At 66.6% G+C, this 16,006-nt stretch carries 13 protein-coding genes; 8 read left to right on the forward strand and 5 right to left on the reverse strand.

From position 1 onward, the window contains the following. Nucleotides 1–61: 61 nt before the first annotated feature. From ASE66_RS17810 to ASE66_RS17825, 4 genes are all read right to left on the reverse strand, one after another. Entirely contained in the window at nucleotides 62–1,441 is a 1,380-nt protein-coding gene (locus tag ASE66_RS17810) for an L-serine ammonia-lyase (protein WP_057191013.1), read from the reverse strand. 168 nt (nucleotides 1,442–1,609) lie between these two features. Further along, the gene (locus ASE66_RS17815) at nucleotides 1,610–2,116 is read right to left on the reverse strand and encodes a cupin domain-containing protein (protein WP_057191014.1); all 507 of its coding nucleotides are present in this window, start codon (nucleotides 2,114–2,116) and stop codon (nucleotides 1,610–1,612) included. Nucleotides 2,117–2,247: 131 nt separating this feature from the next. Further along, nucleotides 2,248–3,273 carry an alpha/beta fold hydrolase gene (locus ASE66_RS17820; protein ID WP_057191015.1) on the reverse strand — a complete coding sequence of 342 codons (1,026 nt, stop codon included), beginning with the start codon at nucleotides 3,271–3,273 and terminating at the stop codon, nucleotides 2,248–2,250. A gap of 85 nt (nucleotides 3,274–3,358) precedes the next feature. Further along, complete coding sequence (locus ASE66_RS17825) at nucleotides 3,359–3,775, reverse strand: organic hydroperoxide resistance protein (protein ID WP_057191016.1); 417 nt, start codon at nucleotides 3,773–3,775, stop codon at nucleotides 3,359–3,361. A 148-nt stretch (nucleotides 3,776–3,923) separates the two neighbouring features. Between ASE66_RS17825 and ASE66_RS17830 the strand changes: the two genes are divergently transcribed. After that, entirely contained in the window at nucleotides 3,924–4,406 is a 483-nt protein-coding gene (locus ASE66_RS17830) for a MarR family winged helix-turn-helix transcriptional regulator (RefSeq protein ID WP_057191017.1), read from the forward strand. Nucleotides 4,407–4,666: 260 nt separating this feature from the next. Here ASE66_RS17830 and ASE66_RS17835 read toward each other — a convergent pair whose 3' ends face one another. Then, a complete protein-coding gene (locus tag ASE66_RS17835) occupies nucleotides 4,667–5,854 on the reverse strand; it encodes a pyridoxal-phosphate-dependent aminotransferase family protein (RefSeq protein WP_057191018.1) in 1,188 nt (395 codons plus the stop codon). Nucleotides 5,855–6,003: 149 nt separating this feature from the next. Here ASE66_RS17835 and ASE66_RS17840 point away from each other — a divergent pair, with 149 nt between their 5' ends. The 7 genes from ASE66_RS17840 to ASE66_RS17870 form a co-directional block, all read left to right on the forward strand. Further along, nucleotides 6,004–6,708, forward strand: coding sequence for a GntR family transcriptional regulator (locus tag ASE66_RS17840; protein WP_057191019.1), 705 nt, complete (start codon nucleotides 6,004–6,006; stop codon nucleotides 6,706–6,708). Between the two features lie 226 nt (nucleotides 6,709–6,934). After that, nucleotides 6,935–7,918: a Bug family tripartite tricarboxylate transporter substrate binding protein gene (locus tag ASE66_RS17845; protein WP_057191020.1), complete on the forward strand. Its 984-nt coding sequence runs from the start codon at nucleotides 6,935–6,937 to the stop codon at nucleotides 7,916–7,918. 241 nt (nucleotides 7,919–8,159) lie between these two features. Beyond that, a complete protein-coding gene (locus ASE66_RS17850; RefSeq protein WP_057191021.1) occupies nucleotides 8,160–8,660 on the forward strand; it encodes a tripartite tricarboxylate transporter TctB family protein in 501 nt (166 codons plus the stop codon). A gap of 10 nt (nucleotides 8,661–8,670) precedes the next feature. Next, the gene (locus tag ASE66_RS17855; protein ID WP_057191022.1) at nucleotides 8,671–10,200 is read left to right on the forward strand and encodes a tripartite tricarboxylate transporter permease; all 1,530 of its coding nucleotides are present in this window, start codon (nucleotides 8,671–8,673) and stop codon (nucleotides 10,198–10,200) included. Then, nucleotides 10,197–13,130 carry an FAD-binding and (Fe-S)-binding domain-containing protein gene (locus tag ASE66_RS17860; protein ID WP_057191023.1) on the forward strand — a complete coding sequence of 978 codons (2,934 nt, stop codon included), beginning with the start codon at nucleotides 10,197–10,199 and terminating at the stop codon, nucleotides 13,128–13,130. The genes ASE66_RS17855 and ASE66_RS17860 overlap by 4 nt, the downstream gene beginning before the upstream one ends. A 44-nt stretch (nucleotides 13,131–13,174) precedes the next feature. Further along, nucleotides 13,175–14,509: a YncE family protein gene (locus ASE66_RS17865; protein ID WP_156412207.1), complete on the forward strand. Its 1,335-nt coding sequence runs from the start codon at nucleotides 13,175–13,177 to the stop codon at nucleotides 14,507–14,509. A gap of 117 nt (nucleotides 14,510–14,626) precedes the next feature. After that, on the forward strand, nucleotides 14,627–16,006 hold a 1,380-nt coding region (locus ASE66_RS17870; RefSeq protein ID WP_274532962.1), incomplete at its 3' end, for a DNA translocase FtsK.

Below are 16,006 nucleotides of genomic sequence, written 5' to 3' on the forward strand. Positions count from 1 at the left end.
GGGCAGAGTCGAGATGCGGTTCTGAAGGGGCTGAGGGCAAGGCGTCGTCACCCTGCCGTGCTCAACACTCCGGCAGGTTGACGGCGAGACCGCCGAGGCTGGTTTCCTTGAACCTGGCGTTCATGGCTTCACCGGTCTGGCGCATCGCCTCGATGCAATTGTCGAGCGGCATGAAATGCGAGCCGTCGCCGCGCAAGGCAAGCGAGGCCGCTGCGACCGCCTTGATCGCGCCGATGCCATTGCGCTCGATGCAGGGGACCTGGACCAGACCCGCCACCGGATCGCAGGTCATGCCGAGATGGTGCTCAAGGGCGATCTCGGCGGCATTCTCGACCTGCTCGGGCGAGCCGCCGAGGATCGCGCAGAATCCGGCTGCGCCCATCGCGGCGGCCGAGCCGACCTCGCCCTGGCAGCCGGCCTCGGCGCCTGAGATCGAGGCGTTGTGCTTGATCAGCCCGCCGATCGCTGCAGCAGTCAGCAGGAAGTCGGCGATCCTGCCGGGCTCGGCCCCGACGCAGTGGTCGAGATAATAGCGCAGCACTGCGGGCACGACGCCAGCGGCGCCGTTGGTCGGCGAGGTCACCACCCGGCCGCCGGCCGCGTTCTCCTCGTTCACCGCCATGGCGTAGACGCCGAGCCAGTCCGAGGCGGCGTGCGGCTGGGCGCGATTGCTCTGGCGCTCGGCCGTGAGCTGGCGATGGATCTTCGCTGCCCTGCGACGCACGCGCAGCCCGCCCGGTAATTCGCCGTCCTGGCTCAAGCCTCGCTCGATGCAGCCGTTCATCACCGACCAGAGTCGGGCGAGGCCGCGTTCGACCTCGTCCGGCGCCTGGAGGTGGCCCTCATTGGCACGCTTCATCTGCGCGATCGAGAGCCCGCTTGCGCGCGCCATGCGCAGCATCGCCGCTGCGTTCGCGAAGGGATAGGGCCAGGAGGACGTCGTGGCGCTGGCTGCCGGCGCCTCGCGTTCCTGCGCCGTCACCACGAAGCCGCCGCCGATCGAATAATAGGTCTCCGATAGCAGCGCGGCTCCGGCGGAATCACGAGCACAGAAGACGAGCCCGTTGGCATGGCCGGGCAGGGGCAGCCCGTAATCGAAGATGATGTCGACGGCAGGGTCGAAGGCGAGCGGTGGCAGCCCTTCGAGATGCAGGAGGCGGTCGCGCTGGAGGCTCTCCATCTGACGCTCGGCCGCGTCGAAATCGAACTCGGCCGGCGTCCAGCCGAGCAGGCCGAGCGCCACGGCCCGGTCCGTGGCATGGCCTTTCCCGGTGAAGGCGAGCGAGCCGTAGAGGGTGGCGCCGACAGCGGCCGCATCAGCGCGGGACGGATGCTGGCGCAGGAGGCGTAGGAAGTGCCCCGCCGCCGTCATCGGCCCCATCGTATGCGACGATGACGGGCCGATCCCGATCTTGAAGACGTCGAATACGCTCAGGAACATCACCCGCCTCCAGCCGAACGCGATCCTACACGGTCGGTGCGAGGAGGCTATCCGGGCGGCCGTTACCCCTTCGTGTCCTCAGGCCGGCCGGTCGTCGCGGCAGGGCGAAAACCATTGCCGGCCTGGCACGGAGTGAAAGGTTCGGAGGCTGGAGCAGCTCTTCGTCCGTCAGGCGGCGAGGCCGCCCTGCGAGCCCTTGTCGCCGCGCAGCATGTTGCGCAGCTGATAGGCCAGCGCCACCGGTGCCGGGAAGCGCTTGCGGCAGAAGGCGATCTTGCGGACGTAAGAGTCGATTCGCCAGGTCGCCCAGGTCTTTCCGGCGAAATAGGCGATGTCGCCCTGGCGCAAGGTGCGCTGCGAGCCGTCCTGCGCGGTGACGTGGACCGCGCCTTCGAGGATGATGACGGTCTCGTCCCAGTCGAAGAACCAGCGGAACTCGCCGGCGGTGCAGTCCCACATGGCGGTCGTGGCGGCGTCGTCGCCGCTACGCGAATGCAGCCCGACGCGCGCCACCGGCTCTCCGGCGATGATCCAGGACGGCTCGATCGGAGCCGGCTCCATCGGCAGGTCATCCATGCCGCGGGACACGAGCGGCGCCTGCTCGACCGGTGCGACCATCGGAAGCTGCCGCAGCATCATCGCGGCCGCGCCCGCGAGCATCATCTTCAAGGCCATCAATTCCTCCCTAAAATCGCGCGGATCATGGGCGAGGAGGGGTAAAAGCGGCCCTCGGGAATCGCTCACAGTTGTCTGCATTTGGTAGCGGCTCGGGTAACCATCCCGGGCCGCTACCTGCAACGCCGCTTTCAGGCGCGGTCGACAGTGATGATGGCATCGGCAAAGGCGGCCGGAGCTTCCTGCGGCAGGTTGTGGCCGATGCCGCCATCGATCGTCCTGTGCCGGTACCAGCCGGAGAATTTTTTGGCGTAGGCGGCAGGATCGGGGTGCGGTGCGCCATTGGCGTCGCCTTCCAGGGTGATCGTCGGCACGGTGATCACCGGGAAGGCCGCGAGCTTGCTCTCCAGCGCATCGAACTGGGGCTCGCCCTGCGCCAAAGCGAGGCGCCAGCGGTAATTATGGATCGAGATCGCGACATGGTCGGGATTGTCGAAGGCCACAGCCGAGCGCGCGAAGATTGCGTCGTCGAACTTCCACTTCGGGGAGGCAGTCTCCCATATCAGACGGGCGAAATCCCGAGTGTTCTTGGCATAGCCGGCGGCGCCCCGTTCGGTGGCGAAATAGTACTGATACCACCATTGCTGTTCGGCTTTGGGCGGCAGCGGCGCCTCGTTCAGCTTCTGGCTGCCGATCAGGTAACCGCTGACCGAGACCAGGCCCTTGACGCGCTCGGGCCACAGCGCCGCGACGATACAGGCCGTGCGTGCGCCCCAGTCGCAGCCGCCGAGCAGCGCTTTCTCGATCCTGAGCGCGTCCATCAGCGCGATGACGTCGACGGCGAGCGCCGCCTGCTGGCCGTTCCGTGGCGTGTCGGCGGAGAGGAAGCGCGTCGCGCCATAGCCGCGCAGCGAGGGCACGATCACCCGGTAGCCATTGGCCGCCAGGAGCGGGGCGACGTCGACATAGGTGTGGATGTCATAGGGCCAGCCATGCAGCAGGATGACGACCGGTCCGTCTGCCGGGCCCTGCTCTGCATAGGAGACACTGAGCACGCCGGTTTCGATCCGCTTGAGTGTACCGAAGGACGACAGCGTCGGCGCCGCCAACGCTGGCCGGCTCAAGCCGACGCCAGCTGCGGCGATTGCCGTCGTCATGGCGCCGACGAAGAAGCGGCGGCTGGGCTCGATGGTTTCAGGGGGCTTGGTCTTGGCCATGGTGGAATGCCTTCTGCGCGCGGCGGCGATGACTGGAGAGGGAAGGCGCCGGCGGAGATCTCCGCGCGGCGCCCTCCGATGCAGCTCAGACGAGGTTGATCTCGACCTCGATGTTGCCGCGGGTCGCCTTGGAGTAGGGGCAGGTCTGGTGCGCGGCATCGACCAGGGCCCGGGCGGTCTCGCGATCCAGCCCCGGCAGGGCAACGTTCAGGCGAGCCTGCAGGACATAGCCGCGCTCGCCATGGCGCAGGTCGACCTCGGCATCGACGGCGGTGTCGGCGGGAACCGCGACCTTGCGCTCGCGCGCCGCCAGCCCGATCGCGCCGATGAAGCAGGCCGACCAGCCCGCCGCGAAGAGCTGCTCGGGATTGGTGCCGGCGCCGGGAGCGCCGGGGGAGGTCAGGTTGACTTCGAGGCGGCCATCCGAGCTGCGGGCGGCACCATCGCGGCCGCCGGTGGTGTGGGTGCGGCCGGTGTAGAGAACCTTGTCGGTGGAGGACATGTCGAGTTTCCTTCTGTTTTTAGATCGCGTTCGATCTAATCGGATACGATCTTATATGTGGCAGCTCGAACTGATGTCAACCCTTCCGATTTAATCGGATGCGATATATATCAGGGCAGCGATGACGCGCTCATAACGAGGCCCAGCCATGCCCACTCCGACCCCGAACGATCCGAATGTTCCCAAGCTGGCGAATTTTCTCTGCTTTGCGATCTATTCGGCCAATCTGGCCTATGGCCGCGCCTACAAGCCGATCCTCGACGAGCTCGGGCTGACCTACACCCAGTACATCGCGATCATCGCGCTCTCGGAGGAGGACAATCAAAGCGTCGGCGGGCTGGGCGAGAAGCTGTTCCTGGAGTCGAACACGCTGACCCCGATCCTGAAGAAGCTCGAAGCGCTCGGCTATATCCGCCGCCAACGCGACCTGGCCGACGAGCGCCAGGTGCGCGTCAGCCTGACACCAGAGGGCCGAGCCCTGCGCGAGAAGGCGCTGCCGATGAACCTGGTGGCCGCTGCCGGTCTCGGCGAGGATTTCCCGGTGGTGCAGAAGGCAATCGTCAGGTTGCGCAGCAACCTGCTCAAAGCGGCGCGTGGGCAGGGGGTGAAGTCGGTTGAGGCGGCTGAGTGAGGTTCGCGCCTCGTTTACAGCGGGCGATGATCGACGTGGCATCCGCGGGGAACCCTTCTCCCGTGTGGGAGAAGGGCAGGGATGAGGGCCTGCCCTATNNCCGCAGAAGGCGCAACGGCGGCGCGGTGCTCAAGTAATCAATGGCAGTCCCTCACCCCTACCCCTCTCCCATCCGGGAGAGGGAATCCCGCGCATGTCTGACACACCGCGAAGCGAGCCGGGCGAGGATAACGGTGACAGGTAAGGCAATTTCCGCCCACTCAAGCCACGGCCTTCGCCTGATTGCTCGGCTCGGCGCCTTCGAGATCGGCCATCGCTGCCGCGACGCCGCCGCTGCGATGGGGCACGCCCGCCGCGGCAAGGCCCATCTCGACGCCGGAGAGAGCGCCGAGCAGGCTGAGCTCGTTGCACTCGCCGAGATGGCCGATGCGGAAGACCTTGCCGGCGACCTTGCCGAGGCCCGAGCCGAGCGAGATGTTGAACTTCTCCAGCGCGATCCTGCGGAAGCGGTCGGCATCATGGCTGGGCGGCATCAGCACGCCGGTCAGGACCGGCGACTGCTCGGCTGGATTCTCACAGAGCACCTCCAGCCCCCAGGCGTTGACCGCGGCCCGGCAGGCGCTGGCGAGACGCTTGTGGCGGGAAAAGACCTGGTCCAGCCCCTCCTCCTGCAGCATGGCGAGCGCCTCCTTCAGCCCGTAGAGGAGGTTGGTCGCAGGCGTATAGGGGAAGAAGCCGCCGGCATTGATCCTGATCATCTCCTCCCAGTCCCAGAAAGAGCGCGGCAGGGTGTTGGTCTTCGAGGCTGCGAGCGCCTTTTCCGAGACGGCGTTGAAGCCGAGGCCGGGCGGCAGCATCAGCCCCTTCTGCGAGCCCGAGACTGTGACGTCGACCTGCCACTCGTCATGGCGATAGTCGACCGAGGCGAGCGAGGAGATGGTGTCGACCATGAACAGGGCCGGGTGGCCGGCGGCGTCGATCGCCTTGCGAATCTCGGCAACGCGGCTGGTCGCGCCGGTCGAGGTCTCGTTGTGGACGACCATCACCGCCTTGATCTTGCGGGCCTTGTCCTCGGCCAGTCTTGCTTCGATCGCAGCCGGATCGGCGCCGCGGCGCCAATCACCGGGGATGAACTCGACCTCGATGCCGAAGCGCGTCGCGATATTCTTCCACAGCGTCGCGAAATGGCCGGTCTCGGCCATCAGCACGGTGTCGCCGGGCGAGAGCGTGTTGACGATCGCCGCTTCCCAGGCACCGGTGCCGGAGGAGGGGTAGATCACCACCGGCTGCTTGGTCTTGAAGACGGTCTTGCTGCCCTCCAGCACCGCCTTGCCGAGCACGGCGAATTCGGCGCTGCGATGGTCGATGATCGGCATGGCGATGGCGCGCAGGATCCGGTCCGGAATCGGGCTCGGACCGGGAATGTGCAGGAAGTGACGCCCTTGCATGATGTTTCTTATCCTCCCCGAGGGCCAGGCGCCGCTGCGCCGCTGTCCGATATTTTGCATTCATTTTTTGGAAGATCAACTGCGACATGGTATGCTAATTATCGACAATCGGGCTCGACAGGCGACCCGAGCCGACTTAGCGATGATGCATGAGCGAGCCATTTCTCGATACTCTCGACGAGCAGGGCCCGGCGCCGGCCGAGGTCGCAAGGCCGGTCACGTCGCTGCATGAGGGGCTGCTCGCCGCGCTGCGCGACTTCATCGTCGAGGGCCATCTCGCCGATGGCGCCCGCGTTCCCGAGCGAGCGTTGTGCGAGCGCTTCAACATCTCGCGCACCCCCCTGCGCGAGGCGCTCAAGGTGCTGGCGGCGGAGGGGCTGATCGAGCTCCTGCCCAATCGCGGTGCGCGGGTGCGCGAGCTCAGCCCCGAGGATGTCCGCGAGCTCTTCGACGTGATGGGTGGGCTCGAGGCGCTCGCCGGCCGTCTCGCTTGCGAGCGGATTTCGGAGGCCGAATTCGCCGAAATCGAGCGCGTTCATCACGATATGTACCGATTCTATCTGCGCCGCGACATGCATGGCTATTTCCATTGCAACCAGGCCATCCATCAATTGATCGTCGAGGCCGCCGGCAACATCACGTTGGCGGCGACCTATGCCAACCTGGCCGGCCGGATCCGGCGGGTGCGCTATTCGGCCAATCTCGCCAAGGATCGCGACCGCTGGGGCGAGGCGATGCGCGAGCACGAGGCGATCCTCGATGCGCTGCGGCGGCGCGCCGGCTCGGAGCTCTCCGACATCCTGTTTCTGCATCTCCGCAACAAGCGGAAGGCGGCGCAGGCTTCTGCTGGGTGAAGACGGCCGCTACCGGGCGGCGTCATGCTCGGGCTTGACCCGGGCATTGCGGAAACCAGCTATTTCTGGTCCTGAGATTCTCGGGTCTGCGCCGCGCTTCGCCCGAGAATGACAGTGGTAATCGTTCTCAAATTTTGCATTTTCACTTTTAGGATTGAATGCAAAAATTTTTGATCTAAGCTCCCTCCATCGCGCCGTTAGAGCGCAATCATCGGGAGGAGCGATCATGAAGCAGCAATGGCTGGCCGCGACCGCAATTCTGGCCGCCGGCATCGGGCCCGCGGCCGCCTGGGAGCCGAACAAGCCGGTCGAGATCGTGGTGCCGTTCTCGGCGGGCGGCGCGTCCGACCAGATGGCGCGGACGATCCAGGGCATCATCCAGAAGCAGCAATTCACCAAGCAGCCGATCATCGTCGTCAACAAGCCGGCTGCCGGCGGCGCCGAGGGCATGCTCGACATCCAGAAATCGGCCGGCGATCCGCACAAGCTGATCACCACCTCGAGCGGCATCTTCATGACGCCGATGGCGACCAAGCTGGCGCTGAACTGGACCGATTACACTCCGGTCGCGATGCTGGCGCAGGATTCCTTCCTGCTCTGGGTCAACGCCAAGGCGCCCTACAAGAACGCCGGCGACCTGATGGCGGCGGCAAAGAGCGCCAATCCGGCGATGAAGATCGGCGGCACGTCGTCCAAGCGCGAGGACAACCTGCTCGTCTTCGCCATGGAGAAGCAGGGCGGCACCAAGTTCGCCTATATCCCCTACACCTCCGGCGGCCAGGCCTCGACGCAGTTGTCGGGCGGGCATGTCGAGGCCACCACCAACAACCCGGCCGAGGATCTCGCCAACTGGCGAGGCGGCGCGACGCGCCCGCTCTGCGTCTTCGCCGAGCAGAAGATGACCTATACCGAGAAGGTCGCGGACGGACAGTCCTGGGCCGACATCCCGACCTGCGCCTCGCAGGGCTTGAATGTCAGCTACCAGATGCTGCGCGGCATGTTCATGCCCGGCAAGGTCAGCAAGGAGCAGCAAGCCTTCTATGTCGACCTGTTCAAGAAGGTCTCCGAGACGCCGGAATGGAAAGATTACCTCGCCCGCAATGCGCTGGCGGCGGACTATCGCGACGGCGAAGCCTTCGTTTCCTTCCTGAAGGCGGACGAGGCGAAGCACGAGAAGCTGATGACCGAAGCCGGCTTCATGGCGAAGTGAGGCCGGGGCTCGACCACGGCCAATTGCGTCATGGTCGGGCTTGTCCCGACCATCCACATCCTTCGCTTCGCTAATCACATGCGATGTTCGAGACGTGGATGCTCGGCACAAGGCCGAGCATGACGAAATCGGAGCTGCCGAATGTTCACGAGCTCCGGGTTCGGCCTCATGTGCCGCGCCGAAATGATGCACCAGCGCCGCTCACGCGGCTTGTCCGGGATGACATGGGAGAAGACGGATCGTGTCGAGTCCTAGTGAAACCGAAGCACCCGAACCCGGCATCTCGCGCCGCCCGGTCGAGATCGCCACGGCGCTGCTGCTGATCGGCCTCGCCGGTATCGTCCTCTACGACTCGCATGGGCGTGGCGCGGGCTGGGATGGCGGCCCGCAGAACGGCTTCTTCCCGGCCCGTGTCGGCTGGATCTTCCTCGCCGCCTCGCTCTTCATCCTCTGGCAGTCCTTCCGCCGGCCGGATGCGGTCTTCGTGACCTATGAGCAATTGCGCCAGGTCGTCCGGGTGCTGGGGCCGCTCATCCTGTTCGTGGCGCTGATCCAGCCGCTCGGGATCTATGTCGCTTCGGCTGTTTTCATCGTCACCTTCATGGCGGTGGTCGGGACGTCGCGCTGGTGGTCGATCGGGCTGACGGCGTTCCTGGTACCGATCGCCTGCTTCTGGGTCTTCGAATTGCAGTTCCGCGTGCCCTTGCCAAAGGGCCCGCTCGAAGCCGTGCTCGGTTATTGAAGGACGACCGATGGACGATCTCGCCTCGCTCATCGCCGGCTTCCAGGTCGCGCTCTCCTGGCACAATATCGGCTTCATGGCGGTCGGGGTCATCCTCGGCATCATCGTCGGGGTGCTGCCGGGCTTAGGTGGTCCCAACGGCGTCGCGATCCTGTTGCCGCTGACCTTCGGCATGGACCCGACCTCGGCGATCATCCTGCTGTCGTCGATCTACTGGGGCGCGCTGTTCGGCGGCGCGATCACCTCGATCCTGTTCAACATTCCCGGCGAGGCCTGGTCGGTCGCGACCACCTTCGACGGCTATCCGATGGCGGTGCAGGGCAAGGCAGCCGAAGCGCTGACGGCGGCCTTCACCGCCTCCTTCATCGGGGCGCTTTCCGGCGTGGTGCTGATCACCTTCGTCGCGCCGCTCGTTGCCCAGTTCGCGCTCAAATTCGGCCCAGCCGAGTTCTTCGCGGTCTTCCTCCTGACCTTCTGCTCCTTCATCGGGATGGGCCGGGAAAACCGCGCCAAGATCATCGCCTCGCTCTGCATCGGCTTCCTGCTTGCGGCGGTGGGCCTCGATTCGATCTCGGGCGATCTGCGGATGACGTTCGGCTCGGCCGAGCTGATGCGCGGCTTCGACTTCCTGATCGTCGTCATCGGCCTGTTCGGCGTCAGCGAGATCCTGCTGACGGTCGAGGAGGGGCTGGTGTTCAAGGGCAAGCAGGCGAAGATCGACCTCAAGGTCGTGCTCCGGACCTGGGCCGGCCTGCCGCGCTACTGGGCGACGCTGCTGCGCTCCGCGGTCGTCGGCATGTGGATGGGCGTGACGCCGGGCGGCGCCATCGCCGCTTCCTTCATGGGCTACGGCCTCGCCAAGCGCTTCTCGAAGCGAGGCAAGAATTTCGGCAAGGGCGAGATCGAGGGCGTGCTGGCGCCCGAGACCGCCGCGCACGCCGCCGGCACCAGCGCGCTCCTGCCGATGCTGGCGCTCGGCATTCCCGGCTCGGCGACCGCGGCGGTGCTGCTCGGGGGCCTGCTAGTCTGGGGGCTGCAACCCGGGCCGATGCTGTTCGTCGAGCAGAAGGAATTCGTCTGGGGGCTGATCGCCTCGATGTATCTCGGCAATCTCGCCGGCCTGATCATCGTGCTGGCGACGGTGCCGCTCTTTGCCGCGATCATGCGGATCCCGTTCTCCTTCGTCGCGCCGGTGATCCTGATCGTCTGCGCGATCGGCGCCTACACCATCTCGAACTCGATCTTCGATATCTGGCTGATGCTGATCTTCGGCGTCGTCGGCTATGTCTTCAAGAAGCTCGACTACCCGCTCGCCCCGATGATCCTGGCGCTGGTGCTGGGCGACCGGGCAGAGGATGCCTTCCGCCAGGCGCTGCTGGGCTCGGGCGGCTCACTCGGCGTCTTCTGGGCAAATGGACTGGTCGGGACACTCGTCGTGCTGGCCTTGCTGCTGCTATGCTGGGGGCCGGCCAGCGATGCGATTGCCGCCCTGCGCGGACGTGGCCGACCAGATCCAGATACTGCTGAGGCCACCAGATGACGCAGGCCGCGCTGCCGCGCCCGCACAGCCGCAATCTCGGCTTCGAACGCAAGCTGTCGCAAGCGCTGGAAGGGGAGGTGCGATTCGACGCCTTCACCCGCGGGCGCTACGCCACCGATGCCTCGATCTACCAGATCGTGCCTCAAGGCGTCGCCTTCCCGAAAAGCGAGGCCGACCTCGCCGCGGCGCTGACGATCGCCGCAGAGCACGGCGTGCCGGTGATCGCGCGCGGTGGCGGCACCTCGCAGAACGGCCAGCCGATCGGCGATGCGCTGATCGTCGACATGAGCCGGCACTTCAACGCGATCCGCGACTACGATCCGGCCGCGCAGATGGTCTCGGTCGCGCCCGGCATCGTGCTGGAAGCGCTAAACACGCATGTGAAGAAGGACGGGCTGTTCTTCCCGGTGGAGCCCTCGACCGCGAGCCGCTGCACCATCGGCGGCATGGTCGGCAACAACTCGTCGGGTGCGCGCTCGCTGCGCTACGGCAAGACGGTCGACAATGTCATCGCCCTGAAGGCGATGTTTCATGACGGCGAACAGTTCGCGCTCGGCGAGGGACCGGTCGGCGACAACGCCTCGCCGCGGGCCCGGGCGCTGATGGAGACGATGCTGGCGCTCGCCGATAGCCATCGAGACGAGATCGAGGCGATCTTCCCGAAAGTGCAGCGGCGCGTCGGCGGCTATAATCTCGACGAGCTGATCGTGCCGCGGCCGAACCTGTCGCACCTGCTGGTCGGTTCGGAAGGCACGCTGGCGCTGACGACGCAGGCGACGCTGAAGCTCTCGGCCCTGCCGCAGCACCGCGTCATGGGCGTCTGCCATTTCCCGAATTTTCGCGCCGCGATGGAGACGACGCAGCATCTCGTCGCGCTCGGGCCGGCCGCGGTCGAGCTCGTCGACAACAATGTGCTGGTCTTGGGCGCCGACATCCCGCTCTTCGTGCGCACGCTCGCCGACATCACCAGGGGCAAGCCGAACTGCCTCCTGCTGGTCGAGTTCGCCGGCGACGATCTTGCCGCTCTGAAGGGCGACCTCAGGCGGCTCGACCAGTGCATGGCCGATCACGGCTTTTTCGATGCGGTGGTCGAGGTGATCGAGCCTGCCCGGCAGAAGCCAGTCTGGGACGTGCGCGAGGCCTGCCTCAACATCATGATGTCGATGAAGGGCGACGGGAAACCGGTCTCCTTCATCGAGGACTGTGCGGTCCCGCTGGAGCACCTCGCCGACTATACCGATGCCGTCACCGCGCTGTTCGAGCGCCACGGCACGCGCGGCACCTGGTATGCGCACGCCTCGGTCGGCTGCCTGCATGTCCGCCCGATCCTCAATATGAAGACGGAAGCGGGCGTCAAGGCGATGCGGGGCATTGCCGAGGAGGCCTGCGAGCTGGTGCGGCGCTTCAAGGGCTCGTTCTCGGGCGAGCATGGCGACGGCATCTCGCGCTCGGACTTCGTCGAGCCGATGTTCGGGGGGCCGTTGACCCGCGCCTTCGAGGCGGTCAAGGACGGCTTCGATCCCGATAACCACCTCAATCCCGGCAAGATCGTCCGACCCTACCATATGGACGATCGCAGCCTGATGCGCTTTTCGCCGGGCTACGCCACGCCGGTTCCGGTGGAGACCGCGCTCGACTGGTCCGACTGGGGCGGCTTCGGTGGCGCGGTCGAGATGTGCAACAACAACGGCACCTGCCGGAAGATGGCGGGCGGCACGATGTGCCCGTCCTGGCGCGCGACGCGGGACGAGCAGCACCTCACCCGCGGGCGGGCCAATACGCTCAGGCTCGCGATCTCCGGCCAGCTCGGCGAGGGCGCCTTCACCTCGCCGGAGATGAAGGAGACGCTCGATCTCTGCGTCTCCTGCAAGGGCTGCAAGCGCGACTGCCCGACGGGCGTCGACATGTCCAGGATGAAGGTCGAGTTCCTGCATCACTACCATGCCAGGCACGGCCTGCCGCTGAAGGAACGATTGATCGCCTATCTGCCGCGCTATGCGCCGTTCGCGGCGAAGCTCGCGCCATTGATGAACCTGCGCGACCGCATTCCGCTCCTGGCGAAGCTTAGCGAACGCTGGCTCGGCTTCTCGGCACGGCGCTCGCTGCCGGTCTGGCGCCAGCCCTGGCGCGAGGTGGCTGGCCCGTCGGACCCGTCGGCCGTGAAAGGCGATGGCCGCGACATCGTGCTCTTTGGCGACACCTTCAATCGCTATTTCGAGCGCGAGAACCTGGAGGCGGCCGAGCGCGTGCTGCTGGCCGGCGGTTATCGCTTGCATCGTGTTGCGGCTGCGGGCGGAGGCCGGCCGCTCTGCTGCGGGCGCACCTTCCTCTCTGCCGGGTTGGTTGACGAGGCCCGTGCCGAGGCAAGGCGGACGCTCGATGCGCTCGCGCCTTTCGTTGCCAGGGGTGCGCGGGTCGTCGGGCTCGAACCTTCCTGCTTGATGAGCTTCCGCGACGAGTTCGCGGCACTGCTGCCCAAGGCCGAGGTCGAGCCGCTAGCCAAGGCGGCGCTGCTGGTCGAGGAGCTGCTGGCGGCCGACATGGCTGCGGGCCGGACGAGCCTGCCATTGCGTGACCAAGGCGGGCGCGTCGCGCATCTGCACGGCCACTGCCACCAGAAGGCCTTCGACGCGATGGGCGCAGTTGAGAAGACCTTGCGGGCGGTGCCGGGGCTCGAGGTCAGGCCGATCGAATCGAGCTGCTGCGGCATGTCCGGCGCTTTCGGTTATGGCGCGGCGACGATCGACGTCTCGCTCGCCATGGGCGAGCTCTCGTTGCTGCCGGCGGTGCGCAAGGCCGGCGCGAACGATCTCATCGTTGCCGATGGCACCAGCTGCCGCCACCAGATCCACGACGGCGCCGGCCGCGAGGCTCTGCACGTCGTCAGGGTGCTGGACGAGGCGCTGAAGGAGCACGGCAACCCAACATAGAGAACGACGAACCCGGACAACGGGACAACCGAGGGAGGACGATCATGCTACGGACGAGGCTTCTCGGCACGACGCTGGCGCTCTGCGCCATAGGAGGCGCGCAGCAGCTCATGGCGAAGGACTATTTCCTTGCCAGCGGCCGCTGGGACAATGTCGTCCTGGTCATCGACCTCGAGAAGGCGATCGACCCCGCCAATGACGGGACACCAAAAGCCGTCGTCAATCGCCTGCGCGTCACGCCGGATATCCAGGTCGACGGCAAGACTGTCGTCTCCAGCGGCCAGCCGATCTCGATCGCGATCGCGCCGGACTATCGACGGGCCTATGTCGTCAATCATTCCGGCCGCACGGCGCCGGAGGCCGCCGCCGCCTTCCAGCATGGCCATGCCGGCACGGTGACCGTCATCGATCTGAAGAGGGCGCTCGATCCGGCGAGCAACGGCACGCTTGGCGCCGTTGACGGCTATATCGAGACCGGCGGCTTCGGCCCGACCGGGTTCGCCATCGCAGCCGACGGCAAGCATGCGGTCCTCGCCCATGCCGAGCAGGAGGGCGACGAGGATGGCGGGCGCCATCTCAGCATCGTCGACCTCGCCAGCAACAAGGTGATCCGCCGTGTCGAGCAGGCCTTCGGCAAGCCCGGCTTCCCCTGTCCGCCCAATCCGGTGCCGCACCGCGCGCCCGATCCGAAGTTCGGCTGCTTCCCCGACACCAATGGCGTCACCATCAGCCCGCTCGGCGGCGGCACGATCTTCGGCGCCAATGGCGGCACCGACGACATCACGGTGATGAGCCTGTCCAAGGCGATCGCCGGCGAGAGCGGGGCGGAGGTCGCGCGCATCCCGGTCCAGGCCGGCGGCTTCGGCATCTCGACCAGCCCGGATGGCAAGCTCGTTGCCCATGCCTCCCGCGAGAATGCCCAGACCGACACGCCCGGCAACACCGTCACGATCGTCGATGTCGAGAAGGCGCTGAGCGATCCCGGCAAGGCCGAGGTGGCGCGCGTCCTCGTCGGCACCGATGACGAGAAGACGCCGACGCGGCCCTTCGTCGCCGCCTTCCTGCCGGACGGCAAGCGCATCCTCTCGACCCAGTTCCGCTCGAACAATATCGACATCATCGATGTCGCCAAGGCGCTCTCAAAGCAGCCCGCGACGATCAAGCGCATCGAGCTCAAGACGCCTGGCGGTGAACCGTCGCGGCCGCGCGGCATCGCGATCACGCCGGATGGAAAATACGCGGCGATCACCGGAGCGCCCAAGGGCAAATCCAACTCCAGCGTCGTCTGGATCGTCGATCTGGCGAGCTATGAGGTGAAGGGCCGCGTCACCGAAATCGGCAATGAGAGCTACATGATCGGGGCTTTCCAGGCCGACTGAGAGGGCAGGGTGCAGGCCACGATCCACAGCTATCTCCGGCGCGGATTCAGGGGGTGTTAACCCTGCGCCGGTACCTCTCGATGCTCAGTCGAGTGAGTGTCGGGCCAGCGTTGATCCATGCGTAAAATCCATCGCAATCTCCAGACGAACAGCACCTCTCCCGCTGCCCGAATCTCGGATCAACTCGCTGATTTCGCTGACATTCCGGAGCCGGCTCCGGTCAGTCGCCGCGCGTCTGAAGCGCCGGGGGCACCGGGGCTCGTCCGCTTCGGGCGCACGCCCGACAAGGTTCGTCGGCAGGAGGTCGAGCGCACCGCTGCGGAGCCTACGAACCCGCCGCCCGAGCCCGTGCCGGAAGTCCCCGTCGATCCCGATCGCGTCCGCTATTGGCGGACCCCGCGGCACATGCTGCAGCAGGTCTGGGGTGGTGGATCGCCCGAGGCGCCGCTGCCCGAGGCCACGTCGCAGGTCGAAGCCGAGATGGCGGAGGAGGGCGAGGATGCCCTGATCGCTCCGGCAGTCGATGTACCGCTGCCGGATGAGAACCCGGCCGAGGCGGTCACGACCCCGTTCGCCTTCCTCTCCGACGCTGCCTTCTGGGAATTCATCCCGGACGCCGAGCAGGAGGACGAGGCAACATTCGAGACCGCGCCGCCGGTCCGCGCATCCAGGGCGCCGCCGGCGATGGCCCAGCCTATCGCGCCGGTGGCAGTGGCCGAGCCGGCGCGCCCGGCGCCTGCTCCGATTCCCGCGGCTGCCTCGGCGACGATGACCTTCGGCTGGACGCAGCCCTATCGCTTCGAGTTGAGCCTTACGCCGCCTGCTCTGCAGGTGGTCGCGCCGGTTTCTGTGGCGGCCGCGCCTGCTCCTGCACCCAAGGCCCAGGCTCCGCGCCGCAGGATCATGGGGCAGCTCGCGCCAGCCGCAGCGCCCGTGCCGAAGGCGGTCGCGGCGGAGGCTGTGCCCGCTTCCGTGCAGCCGAAGGTTTCAGTCGTGCCTTCTGCGCCAAAGCTGCGCGCCGTCGCCCTGCAGCCCAGGCCAGCCGCATTCCATGGCTTCGAATTGCCGCCGATCGAGTTCCTGGCCGAGCCGCCGCAGATCGCGGCAACGATCCCGATCGAGCTCATCCAGCAGAATTCCGGGCTGCTCGAGGGGATTCTGGAGGACTTCAACGTTCGTGGCGAGGTGGTTCAGGCCTGCCCCGGCCCGGTCGTGACGCTCTACGAGCTCGAGCCCGCTCCTGGGACGAAGAGCTCGCGCGTCATCTCACTCGCCGACGACATCGCGCGGTCGATGAGCGCGGTGTCGGCGCGCGTGGCGGTGGTGCAGGGCAAGAACGCGATCGGCATCGAACTGCCCAACGCCAAGCGCGAGACCGTCTTCCTGCGCGAGCTCCTGGCCAGCCAGGACTTCGAGGGCACCAAGCACAAGCTGGCGCTCTGCCTCGGCAAGACCATCGGCGGCGAGCCGGTGATCGCCGATCTGGCCCGCATGCCG

The sequence above is a fragment of the Allobosea sp. Root483D1 genome (genome assembly GCF_001429505.1).
Lineage (GTDB): Bacteria > Pseudomonadota > Alphaproteobacteria > Rhizobiales > Beijerinckiaceae > Allobosea.